The organism is Fusibacter bizertensis (genome assembly GCF_029914245.1).
In the GTDB taxonomy this organism is placed as follows: domain Bacteria; phylum Bacillota; class Clostridia; order Peptostreptococcales; family Acidaminobacteraceae; genus Fusibacter_C; species Fusibacter_C bizertensis.
Genome location: NZ_JARYZI010000016.1, coordinates 26,441 through 42,566, shown reverse-complemented (window position 1 = coordinate 42,566; position 16,126 = coordinate 26,441). Strand labels below are relative to the sequence as shown.

At 34.4% G+C, this 16,126-nt stretch carries 19 protein-coding genes; 7 read left to right on the top strand and 12 right to left on the bottom strand.

Annotated features, from left to right (window positions below; translation table 11 throughout):
* A partial coding sequence (locus QE109_RS16585) for a hypothetical protein (RefSeq protein ID WP_281095674.1) occupies positions 1-464 on the bottom strand: 464 nt, incomplete at its 3' end.
* Positions 465-661: 197 nt separating this feature from the next.
* On the opposite strand from QE109_RS16585, the gene QE109_RS16580 reads away from it, so the two are divergent.
* Complete coding sequence (locus QE109_RS16580) at positions 662-1,381, top strand: DUF4386 domain-containing protein (protein WP_281095673.1); 720 nt, start codon at positions 662-664, stop codon at positions 1,379-1,381.
* Here QE109_RS16580 and QE109_RS16575 read toward each other — a convergent pair.
* From QE109_RS16575 to QE109_RS16565, 3 genes are all read right to left on the bottom strand, one after another.
* Complete coding sequence (locus tag QE109_RS16575) at positions 1,319-1,903, bottom strand: Crp/Fnr family transcriptional regulator (protein ID WP_281095672.1); 585 nt, start codon at positions 1,901-1,903, stop codon at positions 1,319-1,321. The genes QE109_RS16580 and QE109_RS16575 overlap by 63 nt on opposite strands.
* A gap of 87 nt (positions 1,904-1,990) precedes the next feature.
* The gene (locus QE109_RS16570) at positions 1,991-2,815 is read right to left on the bottom strand and encodes a metallophosphoesterase (RefSeq protein ID WP_281095671.1); all 825 of its coding nucleotides are present in this window, start codon (positions 2,813-2,815) and stop codon (positions 1,991-1,993) included.
* Between the two features lie 12 nt (positions 2,816-2,827).
* Positions 2,828-3,448: a biosynthetic peptidoglycan transglycosylase gene (locus QE109_RS16565; protein WP_281095670.1), complete on the bottom strand. Its 621-nt coding sequence runs from the start codon at positions 3,446-3,448 to the stop codon at positions 2,828-2,830.
* A 173-nt stretch (positions 3,449-3,621) separates the two neighbouring features.
* Here QE109_RS16565 and QE109_RS16560 point away from each other — a divergent pair, with 173 nt between their 5' ends.
* Complete coding sequence (locus QE109_RS16560; protein ID WP_281095669.1) at positions 3,622-4,326, top strand: DsbA family oxidoreductase; 705 nt, start codon at positions 3,622-3,624, stop codon at positions 4,324-4,326.
* 98 nt (positions 4,327-4,424) lie between these two features.
* On the opposite strand, the gene QE109_RS16555 is transcribed toward QE109_RS16560, so the two are convergent.
* The 3 genes from QE109_RS16555 to QE109_RS16545 form a co-directional block, all read right to left on the bottom strand.
* Positions 4,425-5,207 carry a ferredoxin--NADP reductase gene (locus QE109_RS16555; RefSeq protein WP_281095668.1) on the bottom strand — a complete coding sequence of 261 codons (783 nt, stop codon included), beginning with the start codon at positions 5,205-5,207 and terminating at the stop codon, positions 4,425-4,427.
* Between the two features lie 92 nt (positions 5,208-5,299).
* Complete coding sequence (locus QE109_RS16550) at positions 5,300-6,556, bottom strand: MFS transporter (protein ID WP_281095667.1); 1,257 nt, start codon at positions 6,554-6,556, stop codon at positions 5,300-5,302.
* Positions 6,557-6,602: 46 nt separating this feature from the next.
* Complete coding sequence (locus tag QE109_RS16545) at positions 6,603-6,911, bottom strand: PadR family transcriptional regulator (protein WP_281095666.1); 309 nt, start codon at positions 6,909-6,911, stop codon at positions 6,603-6,605.
* 145 nt (positions 6,912-7,056) lie between these two features.
* Between QE109_RS16545 and chrA the strand changes: the two genes are divergently transcribed.
* A complete protein-coding gene (chrA, locus tag QE109_RS16540; protein WP_281095665.1) occupies positions 7,057-8,241 on the top strand; it encodes a chromate efflux transporter in 1,185 nt (394 codons plus the stop codon).
* Positions 8,242-8,361: 120 nt separating this feature from the next.
* Positions 8,362-8,901, top strand: a complete 540-nt coding sequence (locus tag QE109_RS16535; protein ID WP_281095664.1) for a hypothetical protein — start codon at positions 8,362-8,364, stop codon at positions 8,899-8,901.
* A 111-nt stretch (positions 8,902-9,012) separates the two neighbouring features.
* Here the strand turns inward: QE109_RS16535 and QE109_RS16530 are convergent, their stop codons facing one another.
* Positions 9,013-10,362 carry an MATE family efflux transporter gene (locus QE109_RS16530; protein ID WP_281095663.1) on the bottom strand — a complete coding sequence of 450 codons (1,350 nt, stop codon included), beginning with the start codon at positions 10,360-10,362 and terminating at the stop codon, positions 9,013-9,015.
* 173 nt (positions 10,363-10,535) lie between these two features.
* On the opposite strand from QE109_RS16530, the gene QE109_RS16525 reads away from it, so the two are divergent.
* Together QE109_RS16525 and QE109_RS16520 are read left to right on the top strand one after the other, a co-directional pair.
* A complete protein-coding gene (locus QE109_RS16525; RefSeq protein ID WP_281095662.1) occupies positions 10,536-11,294 on the top strand; it encodes a hypothetical protein in 759 nt (252 codons plus the stop codon).
* Positions 11,295-11,313: 19 nt separating this feature from the next.
* Complete coding sequence (locus QE109_RS16520; RefSeq protein WP_281095661.1) at positions 11,314-12,162, top strand: DMT family transporter; 849 nt, start codon at positions 11,314-11,316, stop codon at positions 12,160-12,162.
* Positions 12,163-12,262: 100 nt separating this feature from the next.
* On the opposite strand, the gene QE109_RS16515 is transcribed toward QE109_RS16520, so the two are convergent.
* Genes QE109_RS16515 through QE109_RS16500 form a run of 4 tightly spaced genes read right to left on the bottom strand, consistent with a single transcriptional unit; the run spans position 12,263 to position 15,255 of the window.
* Positions 12,263-13,027: an ABC transporter permease gene (locus QE109_RS16515; protein WP_281095660.1), complete on the bottom strand. Its 765-nt coding sequence runs from the start codon at positions 13,025-13,027 to the stop codon at positions 12,263-12,265.
* Positions 13,024-13,941, bottom strand: coding sequence for an ABC transporter ATP-binding protein (locus QE109_RS16510; RefSeq protein WP_281095659.1), 918 nt, complete (start codon positions 13,939-13,941; stop codon positions 13,024-13,026). Before QE109_RS16510 ends, QE109_RS16515 begins: the two co-directional genes overlap by 4 nt.
* A complete protein-coding gene (locus QE109_RS16505) occupies positions 13,941-14,138 on the bottom strand; it encodes a PLDc N-terminal domain-containing protein (RefSeq protein WP_281095658.1) in 198 nt (65 codons plus the stop codon). Before QE109_RS16505 ends, QE109_RS16510 begins: the two co-directional genes overlap by 1 nt.
* A 1-nt stretch (position 14,139) precedes the next feature.
* Positions 14,140-15,255: a helix-turn-helix domain-containing protein gene (locus tag QE109_RS16500; RefSeq protein ID WP_281095657.1), complete on the bottom strand. Its 1,116-nt coding sequence runs from the start codon at positions 15,253-15,255 to the stop codon at positions 14,140-14,142.
* A 216-nt stretch (positions 15,256-15,471) separates the two neighbouring features.
* On the opposite strand from QE109_RS16500, the gene QE109_RS16495 reads away from it, so the two are divergent.
* The gene (locus QE109_RS16495; RefSeq protein ID WP_281095656.1) at positions 15,472-16,107 is read left to right on the top strand and encodes a peptidylprolyl isomerase; all 636 of its coding nucleotides are present in this window, start codon (positions 15,472-15,474) and stop codon (positions 16,105-16,107) included.
* Positions 16,108-16,126: the final 19 nt, after the last annotated feature.

Sequence of the window (16,126 nt, the reverse complement as noted above, 5' to 3'; positions counted from 1 at the left end):
TACATATCCGAAATTTCTGTCATTTTAAGTCCTGTTACATCACCTTCAGTATATTGATAAGTGACACTTTCATCATTATTGAAAATAGTAATTTGATTGCCCAATCCCGCCATATTCATTTCAGTTCTGTAATTTCCATCTTTATAGTAACTCTTAGTGGTGAAATTCATACCAGAGCCACTCATTTCACTAACAACATATAGATTATTTGGTTCATTTACGACTAGGGCTTTTAGAAGTTCAATGCCTTCAAGACCTTCAAGATTATCTTCATTGCTTATTTCAACAGATTCCGTTTTTTCAACTGCTAAATTTTCAGTAACTTCAGCCGAAGTCATCGCTTCATTCGCCTTAATTGTCGTTTGATTCACCTCTTGTTCATTATTACTCTGAGAATCAGAGCTACATGCTGACAGATAAGTGAGTGAAATTAAAGTTAGTAATATTAACAATATCTTTTTCATATCTCCTCCTACGTAACTTTTCTTACTTTAGTAATAATCCTACTTAGAGTTTATCAGAAAATAAAAGCATAAAGGGTCATTTGATCATTATATAAGTCACTTGTTTTATTCCTATTGTGACTAAAGTAATCTCTCTTAACTTAAGTCAATGCGCCATATAATTGCAAATGATAAAATATAGAAAAAGGAGGTTCGTCATGAACACACTAACAATTAACCAAAAAAATAAAAAAAATGCTGCGCGTATAGCAGCATTTGCACTCTTGATTATGACAATATTTGCTGGATTAGCGTTTGGAATGATCCATTCTAATCTAATTGTAATGTCTGATCCAGCGCTAACACTTGAAAATTTAATGTCACAGTCAAGTAAATTTACTATTGAAATTCTGGCGTGGATTGTCATAGCTCTTATGGACTTTGTCGTAGCTGTTGCCTTTTTCTATTTTTTCAAAACGACAAACCCTCAGCTTGCAAAGTTAAGTGCTGCACTTCGTATTTTGTATACTCTATTCTTAAGTGTTGGAATCTATCATCTCATACAAATCGCAATCAACTTAGATCATACAGTTTTATCCACCGACATAATGATTCATTTAAGATCTTTTGATGTATTATGGTCTCGTGGACTGATCATTTTTGGATTACACCTTATCGTCACCTCTTTATTAATGTTTCAGACATACAAAATTCCTAAAATATTAAGCGCACTTATGTTAATCGCGGGACTATGTTATTTCACCGTCCATGCGCTTTATTGGATTGCACCAAGTATAGAAACAACGACACAATCTATTGAAAATTTACTAGCATTGCCAATGACTATTGGGGAACTTAGTTTTGGAATATGGCTTTTAGTTCGAGGCAGTAGAAAGCCTTTTCTTAATGCGACTGAGAGATTCGGGTTTAATGCCTAGATAACTAGCCAGTTGATGCTGTGGGACGCGCTTAAGTAAATCAGGTCTATTAATTGTCAAATTGATATAGCGTTCTTCTGGTGTTAACGACATAAATATTGCGCGATCTTCTTGCTCTTTACCAAAGTTGGTTTCCATTATATTGCGTGTCACAAGCTGTAATTCAGGATATTTTGAATACAGCTTTTCTTCTGATTCTAGATTTCCCTCAAGTAAAATCACATCTTCAACACAAGCCAAAGAATACTCTGAAGGTATTTGAAATTTGTAACTGTTAAATAAAACAATTGCTTGTTCTTCTGTAAAGAAAGCAACCGTAATTTCTCTACCATCTTCTAAAGTTTTATACTGCCTCACACAACCAGATAAAACTGTGTAGCAATTCCGTGAGATTTCACCTTGATTAAGTAAAATTTCACCCTTTAAATATTGCTTAACCTCTAAGTCCTGCATAATCTCACTGTTTTGCTCGGCATCCATTCCAGTATTTTTATCCAAGAATTTTTTTAATTTTTCATCCAAATCCTTACACCACCTTAATAAACTCTATATCTATCTTATCATTGAGAAATAAGATCCTCAACACAATAGATAATATATAGTTATTTTTTATTTGGAAATATCTATGATCACCAACTCTGGTCTGTTAAAGATTCTTGGTATGCGTGTGGATTCTCGGGCAAGTCCACGAGAAATGATCAACTTTGAAGTCTCAAAATTATAAAGTCCACCAGCATATTTTGGGAAAAAGCCTTGATCAGGGGCTAGCAACCCGTTTAATAGAAAAGGAATACGCCACTGACCACCATGTGCATGACCTGAAAGCATCAAATCAAATCCATATGATAAGTATTGCTGCGCATTTTGAGGTCTATGATATAGCAGTAATTGGTATACACTTTGGTCTATATTTCCTTTAATGGCCTCAAGTTCAGTTATAACACTAGAGCCATCTGCTTTAAGTTTAAAAATTGATGAATCATCTACTCCGCTAATCTGAATTTTACTATTATTGATCTGGATCATCTCACTCGTTCCTTCAAGCACTGTAACACCAAATGATTTAACTATAGTTTTAATCTCGTTAACTTCGCTACTCCAAACTTCGTGATTACCTGTGACATAATAGCAAGGGTATTTATTTGCAATTCCCTCAAGTAAGTAAATACTATTTTCATGTGAGATGACATCATCAAAGATATCTCCCCCAAATAGAATTATATCTGGTTTTTCAACATCAATTGCTTGTATTAATTCCACTTCATTCTCACCATATTTACAAGAATGTAAATCAGTTATTAAAGCAATGCGTATACTTGTCTCTATTTTATTAGACTTTAATTCATAATTTACCACTTTAAGCCTAAAGTCAAAGGCAAAAGCACTTAAAATAACCATTATTATTATTATCAAAATCATCATTTTACGTTTCATACGCCTCCTAAGTTACATAATTGCTTTGGGATTTAGGTATGTCGGATTTTTTAGAGCCGCCACAAGAATAGTGATTTGAAAATGTGTCAAATCTGCTGGTATAACTTCATAGTAATACCGAGAAGCTTCATTAATACCATAGCAGCCTTCTCCAAGATAAGTAATATTACAGTAAAGTTCTAATATCTCATCTTTTGAAAGCATTGACTCTAACTTTACAGCAACTATTAGTTCGGCAACTTTCCGCTCGTATTTTTTTTCAAATGAGAAATACATATTTTTAGCAAGTTGCTGCGTAATTGTACTGCCACCTTGTACATAAGAACCTTCTATTAAATTATTATACATCGCTCTACCTGTTGCTAACAAATCTACGCCCATATGTCGATAAAAACGCTTATCCTCTGATGCAATTACTGCATCAAGGTATGCTTGGGGGATCTCATCTAGGGGAATAAAATTTTCACTACTTCTGATTGAAACGATCGTATCATAGATGCTTTTTTCTTCAATTGCACTTTTGTACATATCATAACCACTTGCAATGACAGGGCTAACTTTTATAACTAAAATTGCACTTAAACACATTGTAAGAATTAGAAAAAGAACTATTTTTTTATTGTGCTTATTCATTTTCGACTCCTTCCCACTTATACCCCTATTGTATCTACCATTTCTAACTTGAACCATCGTTTTGCCTTACACAAAACGAACATTTTTGTAAGGTTGACATTAAGTAGATTCAGGAATATACTAATTTACTACATGAGAATGTATTTCAATTAAATTATTAGAAGGAGATTTTTATGAAAATTGAAATTTGGTCAGATTTTGTATGTCCATTTTGTTATATTGGAAAACGTAGATTAGAACTCGCTTTAAATCAAGCATCTTCAGACGAAAAATTCGATGTCATCTTCAAGAGTTTTGAGTTAGATCCCCATGCTGCCAAATCATACGATCAGGGCATCAATGAGCTCATCGCTAAAAAATATGGCATATCAGTTGAACGTGCAACTGCATCAAATCAACAAATCATCTCGCAAGCAAAAGCATTAGGTCTAAACTATAACTTTGACGATATGAAACCCACAAACACTTTTGACGCCCATAGAGTGGTACAATATGCTAAAACAGTTGGTAAAGACAAAGAGCTGGCAGAAAGACTATTTAAAGCTTATTTTGAAGAATCACTTCTCCTCTCTGATGCCAATGTACTTGCAAAGTTAGCAGAAGAAATAGGTATAGAAAAATCTACTGTGTTAAATTTACTTGCATCAAATGATTTTGAAAGTGAAGTAAGAAACGATGAAGATACCGCACACAGCCTTAATATCACTGGTGTACCTTACTTTGTTTTTGACGGTAAATATGCAGTGTCCGGTGCACAACCTCCCGAAGTATTTTTAGATGTCATTGCAAAAGTGAAAAGTGAAATGCTACAAACAGAGGCTGGTAAAGAAAACCAAACATCAGAAGGTATCTGTGTAGATGGAAAGTGCCAAATATAATAACTAAATCATAAAAAAAGCCTGCTTATTTGCGTATTCTAAAATTCGCAAAAGCAGGCTTTTATAGTTATATCCACAATATTATAAACCAAATTAGCTTATAGAGAGATGAAATCCTTAATCAAATTACTACCGCATCCACATCCTTCGTTCTCACTACAACCGCAACTTCCTCCACTATGACGACGTCCATCCGTTATAATTGCATCATCTTGAATGCCCATCCCCTTTAAATATATGATTACATCATCTACAAAATTGTCGCTTCCAACTACATAGATATACGGATCGTAATCCGACTTCATTAAAAGCCTTTGGAGTTCAAAATCCATGGTATGATAAAATGATTTGCGACTTGTCGTATAATGAGAAACAAAAGGTGCACAGTCTTTTGTTATTTGGTCAAACTCATCCTTATAGATTGTACTACCAGCATCTATGTTGATTTGTATAAGCTCCGGTATACCATAATTATCATAAGAATATGCTTTGACCAATGACCGAATAGCTGCAACCCCGACACCATTTGATAACATCAGCAAAGGTCTACTTTGTCTTATCAATTTAAAATTACCACTTGGCCCAGTAACTTCAACCACATCCCCAATTGTAAGCTTGGATAAGATATCTTTATAATCACTTCTATTTTCCTTAATCCTTGTGGTAAATCTTATATGAGACTCACCGGGTAAAGAGGCATAAGAAAATTTCTTACCTATTTCTTGACCAGCAACTTTTAAAAATAGTTTAGAACTATCACCTTCATGCCACTGATCAATCTCAGGGCTTGCAAAATTATAACTAAAAATTTCATCTGTATGCTTTATAATATCAACAAGTTCGATTTGATTTCTTGAAACTGCTGCACATGCACAACTCATGGGTATACTTCCTTTCGATTCGATAATAAATATAAGTTTTGTTATTGATAATAATTATCATCTAACGATTATAGCACCCTAAGTTTATTGCGTCAACTATACGACTTAACTTTTTCAATACTTAAAAACCTATTGGCAATCAATAAGAGTACACCTATCCCAAAGAATAAAACAGAAATTGAATATTGGTCAGCGATAAAGCCAAAAACAGGTGAAAAAATGACCATAAATAGGGCTTTAAATTGGCTCTCTATTGACAAGACTGTCGCTCTATGTTCTCTATCCATATAGTCACTCGAAACATCGACAAAAACAGGTCTTCTTGCATCCATCAGTAAATAAAGAACAAAATATATCCCAATTGCAAATACTAAATGCTTAAAAAACACTGCAATAGCTAAAAATATCAACAGAATTCCCATCATATCATAAAGTCTTTCAAAAACAATAACCGCATTCCATTTTTTTGTGAGTTTATAAATATTTTTTGAAACATAAGAACTAAAAATATAGAAAACACCATAAATTAATCCCAAATAGATTTTTAAACTTTGATCACCATCTAAACTAAATATGGCACCAGCACCTGCTGCTAACAAAAGCATACTCAATATAGGTTGAATATAATCTTTTATAGTCTTAAAAATACCATCATAAGAAGAAGCACTTAGGATCACTTTATTGAGAACATTATTTTTAAATACACTTTTAACCTGTAGAATACTTAGTTTCCAAAATGCTTTTATGCTTTTTTCAGTTTCTCTTCTTTCATCTAGAAAATCTGGGTAACTCATAATGAGTAAGAAATCCAACAAATAAGGAATAATACAAATTAGGAATATCCATCTAAGTGCTGGTAACTGAAGTACAAACAAAATTGATAAAAATGCCGATAGTGAAGAACCGAGAAGTGAGAATGAACGTGTTCTACCGTATACATACCCCTTATGCTCATACCATCCTTTATGTTCCAAATAGCTTAGGATCATGGCTTTATGTGTACCAGATCTAAAGGCTTCTCCAAGTCCAAAGAAGATCATTGCTATAGCAAGTATGGGAAAACCCTCACCATAAAAAAAGAATACAAAAGATATGATATAAAAAGCAAAACATATTAAAAGTTCTTTCTTCTTTCCATAGTGATCTGCTATGATGCCACTTGGGACTTCAAAAACATAAGTAATCCCTTCTCTGATTGCAAATAATAGCCCGGTCTCAAATAAATTTAACCCCATACCTAATAGGTATATAAGTAAGTATGGTTCAAAGAATTTTAAATTTTTAAAAAAGCCATACATACAAAATTTCTTTACTTGTAAGTCATCTTTAATCAATTGATAATTTGACATTTGCTCGCCTCATTTTACGTTATAGTAGTTCAACTATTGTACCAGATTATTCCTTTATCTCCTTAAACAACTCATAAGCTTTTTTCCTAGCTTCATCTAAAACTTCTTGACCAAGATCAGTAATGCCATAATATTTTCTTACCTTTCCCTCAACAGTTTTATCAGTTTTACTAAGTACGCCCTTTGCCTCCATGTCATGTAATAGTGGATACAATGTACCTGGACTCATATCATAACCATGTTCCCTAAGTTCCTCTATCATCCACGTCCCATAAAATGGTTCCTTTTTGGCATGATGAAGAATATGGATTTGTATGAATCCTAAAAATAACTTTCTTAGAATTTTATCTTGCACCTCTTTCACCCCTAGTGTATAATCAAATTAATATCATTATCGATTTCCGATATCGGTATTCGATTTAATTTTAACACTATTAACTATATAGTTCAACAATTTTTTAAATAATTATAACTCTGTCATGTTAGGAGGCAAGAATCATATGACTGATGTAAGAAACAAAGTAAGCCGGAAAAATTTTCTTAAAGATATATTTATCTGTTCACTTGGTGCATATGGTGGACCAGAAGCACATTACGGTGTATTCACCGATCAGCTTGTCATAAAGAAAAAATATCTTACTGAAGAAGAACTCGTGGAATTAATTGCACTATGTAGTATTCTACCAGGACCAACAAGTACACAGACAATCGTATCAATAGGATATAAAACAGGTGGTCCATTACTTGCTTTTTTAACGATGCTCGTCTGGGCACTCCCCGTTTTAGTGGTCATGACACTTTTATCTTTTCTATACCAAATTTTAGAAAGAAATAATATTTCTCAATCAGGACTAAGATTTATCGGACCTATGGCAGTTGGATTTATAATTGTAGCTGCTTATAGAATAGGTAAAAAAGTAGTTACTGATAAACTCACAATCCTATTGTTAATTTTTGGAGCGGGCGTTACTTATTTTATAAGAGATCCTTGGATTTTTCCTACCGTGCTAATCACTGGAGGTATTGTAAGCATAATAGCATCTAAAGAAACAAATCTTTGGAATCGTGTTCAGTTATCGCCCCCTTGGCGTTATTTGATCATATTTGCAATTTTCGCTTTAGGGAGTATTATACTCACCTTTACATGGGACAATAGAATCGTTCATCTATTCGAAAGCTTCTATCGTTATGGTTATCTTGTTTTTGGTGGTGGTCAAGTCGTTGTGCCTGTTATGCATACTGAACTTGTTCAGCTTAATAGTTACATGACTAACGGGGAGTTTTTAACTGGCTACGGCCTAGTACAAGGGCTCCCAGGACCAATGTTCAGTTTCAGCGCATATGCTGGTGGTATGGCAGCAAGAGGCAGCGGTATTTTCACTCAAGTTATGGGCTCTATTGCTGGTGGCGTTGGTATTTTCTTACCTGGACTACTCCTTATCTATTTCATATTTCCGATTTGGGAAAAACTTAAACAAGTCAAAGGCATTAAGATTTCCTTAAAGGGGATTAACGCAGTAGCTGGTGGCTTGATCTCTGTTTCTGCAATTATACTCATGCAAAAAAGTGGTGTTACTTTAGAAAATATACTCATTACATTAGGAACTATGGTTTTACTTCTCACGAGAAAAGTCCCAGCACCTATAATCGTCGTCTTTGTACTCATATTAGGGTTTATATTGTAAATTGCGTTTTTATGATACTAACATAAAATTTACATTAAATGATATTTTTATATGCTCAATAGGTTTAGTATTATTACTGAAACTAAGACTTTTAAGAATGACAAAAAGGATGTGAATTTTATGAAGAAAACAAAAATGATGGTGCTAACACTTGCCATATCCATAATGGCAATTACAGCTGTGGGATGTAGCTTAAAAAGTGATGAACAAACAACCACTGAAACAATTGTTGAAACAACTTCTAGTACAGAAGTAACTACAAATGAAAATTCTGACAATGCCTTATACGATAATTCAACATATGGATTTAAGTTTACCTTGCCTGGCACATGGGAAGGCTACACAGTAATTGAAGATGTATGGACAAGCACATCGACTGATATTGATCAGTCTGGTCCACAAATTATACTCAGAAACCCATTATGGACTGAAACTGAAGTCACACAAGATATACCAATTTTAGTTTTTACTCACGAACAATGGGCAGACGTATTAGATGAAAAGTTTAACGTCAGTGCAGCTCCTATTCCCCCTTCTATGTTAGGTGAAAATGATGCCTATGTATTTGCATTACCTGCAAGATATAATTTTGCATACCCTAAAGGATATGAAGAAGTGGAATCCATATTAGAAGGAAATCCACTTGTGACTTATAACTAAATATAACACTAATTTAAATCAAAATAAAAAAAAGTTAGCCCCCGTTAAGCATTAATATGCTAACGAATGGCTAACTTTTTTTAGTTGTATTGTCGCTATTTTTTTACCCTTCTAATTAGAAGATAGTTTAGACAATTCGTATTTTACAAATAATAGACAAGCTAATGCACCTGTCCAAGTTGTGGTGACAATCCCCCACCAGATCCCTACAAGTCCCCAACCGAGAATCGAACCAAATAAGTTAAAAAGTATAAAAGGCATAATTAGTTGTCTATAAACCCCAATCCATATTGCATAATGTGGTTTCTTAATCGCTTGAAGAATTGAAAGTCCAATATTTAAAATGATATAAGCATTAAAAGCTATGAATTCTATTCGCAAATACCGCGTACCTTCAAAAACAACAGCAGAATCCTTATTGAAAATCCCTATCAAAAATGATGCTAAAGGAAATATAATGATCATACCGATGGTCATTATAATAACGCCAATTTTTATACCTTCTTTATAAGTTGCTTTGACACGGTCAAAGTTCTTGGCGCCATAGTTTTGTCCAGCAATTGTAAGTGCCGCTGTATTTAAACCTAATGCGGGTAATAAAGCGAGCTGTTCTATGCGCATGGCAACACCATAACCTGCAATCGCAGCATCATCACCATGTTTATAGATAAAGAAATTAATAACAAAAACACCGAGTGCTATGGTTAACATATTTAAAGAAGCTGGTATACCTTGTGCCAATATATCAAATTGAGCTTTAAATTGAAAATATTTTTTGGTGAATATATCCATGGATATATTCAGTACTTTTTTACATTTAAAGAACAGATAAACAGTACCTACAATTTGTACAATAATCGTAGCAAGTGCAACCCCCAGCGTTCCAAGTCGCGGAAGTCCAAATGGACCAAAAATAAATAATGGGTCTAAAATTAAATTTAAGAAAAAACCAATAATTAAGAAATTTCGATAAGGCTTTGTTACGCCACGAGAAGATAACAAAGCATTTAATGCTGAATTGAGTCCAAAGAAAATTGCTCCAGCATATATCGCCTTAACATAATATGTACCCTGATTTAACGTTTCCCCTTTGGCACCTAAGATATGTAATAACATAGGTGATATAAAAAAACCTAAAACAGATATAATTATGCTAATTGCCACAGTTAAAAACATTCCATTTGAAGTTAATACTCGGACTTCTTCTTGATTCCTTTTCCCTGATGCAATTGATAATAGTGCTGAGAGTCCAGTGCTCACACCAGATACAATAGCGATCAGCATAAAAAAGACTGAAAAAGATAATGACATGCCCGCAAGTGCTTCAGTGCTTAACTTACCTGCATAAAAAGTATCGACAACATTGAACATCGTATTGAAAAAAAGACCCACGCTTACTGGAACAGCCATGGTTATAAGTTGTTTTTTCAAGTCACCTTTTGTATAATCATCTAACTGCATGTATACTTCCTTTCAAAAATTAATTGTTCTATTTGTACCCATTTATTGAGTACAGTTTACAATCAATTCATTTTTTTGATAATCTTATGTAATCTTCATCCTTTCTGACGTTAGCAAAACTTATGAGAATACGTTATAATGATATGAAATTAAATATATACAGGAGAACAACTATGAAAAAATATAAGCACACTTTTATACTCGGCATTTTACTTATTGGATTATCAGCTGCATTACACGCACTGCACTACTTGCTCTTTAAGGATCTTCACCATATAATGGTTTTCTTAGTTTCTGACTTGGCCTTTATTCCACTTGAAGTTTTTTTCGTATCAGTTGTGCTTGAAAGAATCATAGAAAAGCGTGACGAAAGAGTCGTAGCAAAAAAACACAATATGTTAATAGGACTTTTCTATCAAGAAATTGGAAATTTTGTACTTAACCATTTTGTTAAATCAGATAGAAACATTCAAAATCTTGAATTTAAAGCCCAAATCGATTTCAAATGGGATACTCAAAAATATGATGAACTGAAAAAATGTATCTCAGCACATAAATACGCAATCAACATGTCATCTGTTGATTTAAAAAGCCTTGATGAAGCGTTAACAAAGCATAAAGAACTCATTGTTAACTTGATTTCAAATCCCACGATACATGAACACGGTCAATTTTCAGAAGTACTTATGAGTTTGTTTCATTTAGCAGATGAACTTAAAGTACACCATCTAGACGATTTAGTTCAATCTGATCTTGATCATATTCAAGTTGATTCTGAAAGAGTGTATCATCTACTCGCTATGGAATGGGTATCATATATGTCCCATATGCAGGTTGATTATCCATATTTATTCCTTACCGCTGTTAAAAATAACCCCTTTGATTTTAGAACATCTGAAATCAAAGAACTCGAAGCACTAAAGACATATTAAATAACAAAAGGAGCATTAAATGAAACAAAAAGGCATTATCTACATCTTGCTATCGGCTTTATTCTTTTCAATTATGGCAGCTTCTGTAAAAAGCGTTCCCGATTTGCCTTTATCAGAAAAGATATTTTTTAGAAATTTTGTTGGACTAGTCGCAGTATTTTTCACAGTTGTCCGTATGAAAATCCCTTTAAAAGTTCACAATCCTCGCTTGATGCTCATGAGAGCTCTACTTGGACTAACAGGTGTAGGTTTATATTATGCTGCACTTGAACTCCTCCCTCTTGCGGATGCAGTTATACTCAACAAACTATCTCCATTTTTCGTAATGATCTTTGCCAGCTTCTTTTTAAAAGAGAAGATTGGAAAGTATCAAAAATTGGCACTTGTGATTGGTGTTCTAGGTGCACTTTTGGTAATTAAGCCAACCTTTGACGTCAGTATATTACCCGCACTACTCGCTTTGTTATCTGCGGCATTTGCTGGAGCTGCGTATACCGTCATTCGAAAACTTACTGAATATGATCAGCCTACTGTTATCGTATTTTATTTTTGTTTGATTTCTAGTGTTGTGCTAGTACCTTTCATGGTTATCGAAGGCTTTGTTGTTCCCAATTTCAAAGAATTACTTGGCCTCTTAAGTATAGGGATCTCTGCACTACTGGCACAACTCTTCATGACCAATGCATATAAATATGCCCCTGCTTCTGAACTTTCAGTCTATACGTATGTCAACATAGTATTTTCAGCACTTTGGGGCTTTCTACTTTGGACTGAAATTCCAGATTTTATCTCCATCATAGGTGGTCTTTTAATCATCAGTGCTGCTTTTGTAAATTACTTTTCTAAGCGCATGAAAACTGTTAAATAGATAAAAAAATCGTTAAAAAAGACAAAGTCTCAACTTAACACTTGAGAACTTTGTCTTTTTTCTTACGATGATTATTAACGCCTATGTCATCATATATAAGCTATATCTGCTTTTTATTAAAGACCACTACAGAAGCAAAAATACTTATAATCATGCCAACAATAGTTACTAATGAAGCCGATAAAAATTTGGACACTTCGTAGCCTGATGTTAAAAGTGCTAGATTCATCGTTGAAAGTGTAACTGGATTAAATGATGAAGTTTGAGGGAAGATACTTAATATCGTCATCGCCACAACAAGCCCACCTGTAAATAATAAACTGCCATAAAGACTTCTAAAAAGGATACCTCCAAGTATGACAAAGCTGATCATCAATTCGCCGAAGATCCAAAGACCCAAAAGTGATATAAATAGATTTTCAACGCCAGCCATTGTCCAAAAATATGCAGTATATCCGTATGTGATTACAATACATAGTAGATAACTAATCGTCCACTGGATCGAAGCTGCTGCAAGCTTAGAGAATATAACAGTAGGCCTTGCCATACCTTTAGTAAGTATATTCACTAGTGTTCCCTTGGCGAACTCATTTGCCATGATGCCACTAAACATTACCACTAGAATCACAATTCCCATTTGTGAGCCATTTTTATAAAACTGTCCCCACGCGTCCAGTGCTGTTGGTTCGGAGAGTGTAATTGTCATCCCATCAGGTAACAGCGATCCAAGTAAATCAGGCATTACTTTAGCGATAATTGGATTCATAAAACCAAAGAGAACAAATACAACTGCTAATATATAAAATTTGTAGGTTCTTATGCTTTCCATCATTTCTTTTTTAAAGAAGGCGATAAATGCATTCATTTCACCACCTCCATAAATAAATGCTCAATACTCGGTTCCAATACTTCTATCTTTGTTGGCAAAATATGCTCTGCCATAATACATTCAAAAACTTTTGCCTGTAGCAAATGAATCTCTTCGCTAAAAAGCGTTAAACCCATTTTTGTCTCTTTGATTTGATTGATTTTCTCAAAAGTACTTATACAGTTCAGAAAATGTTCTCTGTCGTTGAGGGTTAAGAACTCTATCTGTAACCCTTCTTGACTATGACGCGCTTTAAGCTGGGCGATGGTACCTGTCAGTGCTACTTTTCCATCATGTAGCACTGCTATTTCATCACATATACGCTCTACATCAGATAGTATATGCGTAGAGAATATAACCGTTGTCTTTCCCTTCACCCTTTCCAAGATATCTAAAATTTCCTTACGACCAATTGGATCAAGCGCTGAAGTTGGTTCATCACAGATTAATAGTTTAGGCTCATTTAAAAGCGCTTGTGCAATTCCTAGCCTTTGTTTCATACCTCTTGAGAACCCACCTATCTTTTTATTAGCACCAATAAGTCCAACTAAATTAAGCAGTTCCGAGATCTTGTTATCCAGCTCAGTTCTAGGAATTCCAGTAATTTCACCACAAAGCTTAAGATATTCTTTTGGTTTCATATAATTATAGAACTCTGGTACATCTGGCAGGTAACCAATCATTTGATTGGTTTTGTTTTGACCATATGTCACCTTTTCACCACATACTTTGATCTCTCCTTGATCTATTTTTAAAAGTCCCAAGATCATTTTCATCGTTGTGGTTTTGCCCGCACCATTTTGACCGATAAAACCAAAGATAGAACCCTCCTTAACCGAGAAAGAGAGTCTATCTATCACTTTATTGGTTCCAAATTGTTTAGATATACCATCAATTTGAAGTATGTCCACTACTCGTCACCTCTCCCAAACACAAAATATGCGATCGGTCCAATAATCTGTATAAAGCAAACTAAAATCCAGATGGTTCTGTTCCCTATACGATATGTTTTATGCCTTAATATATGCACAATTGCCGCTATCATCAATCCAAGTTCCAAAACAATAATTGGGATCAATATTGGTAAATACTCTATCAGTTTGTCCATGTTATTTTCCTCCTATATAATCATTAATTTTATAGATACACTGTTCAAACCTAACATCTTCCTTCACTTCATTAAAAGCTAGGTTTTGCGTTAAGCCAAGTAATACACTTTCCTTTATAACCTTTTCGCTTCGTGGTGCGCCATCAGCTTCTATCAAAGCTTTTAGCCATTCATCTATACTATCGAAGAAATAATCGCCTTTAATCATCAGCGGAAAAGTTATCTTTGTACATATTTCAGTATATGATTCAACTAAGTTAAGGCAACTTTCTAAATTGCCATTAATCGCTTGCACTTGAGCTGCAGCATAGTACAGTTGCGCCATAGTGTTTTGACTAAGTTGATCAACGTTAAAAATAGTTGCTAAACTGATAAAACGTTTTAAAGCTTCCTCAAACTTCTCTTGATTACCTGCTAAAAGTTGAAAATATGCAGGTGCAGCGCCTAAAATAGAAAGTAGATGTTGATACATACTTGCTTGTAGTACATGTTTAGATTTATCATTTTGTCCCAATTGTTGATAGGCATAGGCAAGTGTCATTTCATCTGACATGAGAGGTTTAATTGTATCTTCTAGTCGATCAAGTACCATGACAGGTTCATTGATCATCAAATAACCTAGTGCTTCGTAGGAGTTCGCTTGCTTTACAAGCCAAACATCCTCACTTTCATTTCTCACACGCTCACAAAGGGCGATTGCCTCTTTTAAAACTTCGACTTGACGCTCTGGAACTTGTGTAAGCATGCTGTGGTTTATGAGTAAAAGTGCCATTCTCAGTAGCAATGGAAAACAAGCATAATATTTCTTGATAATTACCTGACATGTTTCATAGACTTCGTCAAAAGGTTTTTTACTAAACGCTAACGACAATTTTTGATAAGTTCTTTTGATATCATCGGCTGTCATCTGTGGCATATATCCAATGAGTTCATCTATACTTATATTAAAAAAAGTTGCAAGTTGAGGTAGAAGTGTAATATCCGGATAACTTTGTGCAGTCTCCCATTTCGAAACGGATGCTTTTGTGACACCCATGTGTTCAGCTAGTGCATCTTGCGTTAAACCTTTCTCTTTTCGCTTAGATACAATCACTGATGCAATATTAATTTCTCTCATGCGTCACCTCCTATAACCCTATTATGTGCTAAATTATGTATCAAGTAAATGGAATCAAACAATACTTCAGTTAATAAAATCAACCATAGAGATACTTTTTAGAAAAAACATCTTTATTTCTTTCCACATGATTTGCGCACAGATTTAATCCCTTTAATCATCATCTTATTTAAAGTATAATTAATATGACTAAAATATACAAAACCAGGAGGAACCATGCGTCACTATAAAATCACACCATTCATACTTTTACTGGTATTATTTGCTTCGCTATTCACAGGCTGTGCTCAAACCGTTGAAGCAGAAGAAGTCGACCTTACAACATATGATTATTCCCATGAACCCGTTGCTACAATAGAACTTGAATCCGGTGAAATCATCAAGATAAGTCTATTTACAAAAATAGCACCTAACACGGTCAATAACTTTATCGCCCTTGCAAATGATGGCTTTTACGATGGCACCACATTCCATCGTGTTATGAAAGACTTTATGATCCAAGGTGGCGATCCACTTGGTACAGGTATGGGTGGACCAGGTTATAGCATAAAAGGTGAATTCAACTCAAACGGCTTTCCAAATGGCCTCAAACATACTAGAGGTGTCCTCTCAATGGCAAGAACCAGTGATAAAGATTCTGCTGGCTCACAGTTTTTCATCATGCACAAAGACACCGCTTCACTAGATGGTGATTATGCTAGTTTTGGCTATGTTACTGAAGGCATCGAAGTTGTAGATCAAATTGCCATGGTCAATGTCGATACAAAAGATAAACCACTAGAACCTGTGATCATCAAAAGTATAACGATAGAACTCAACGGCTATGAACCAGAAAATCCGATAAAGCTATGACATAATTGCTTGAAGTCTT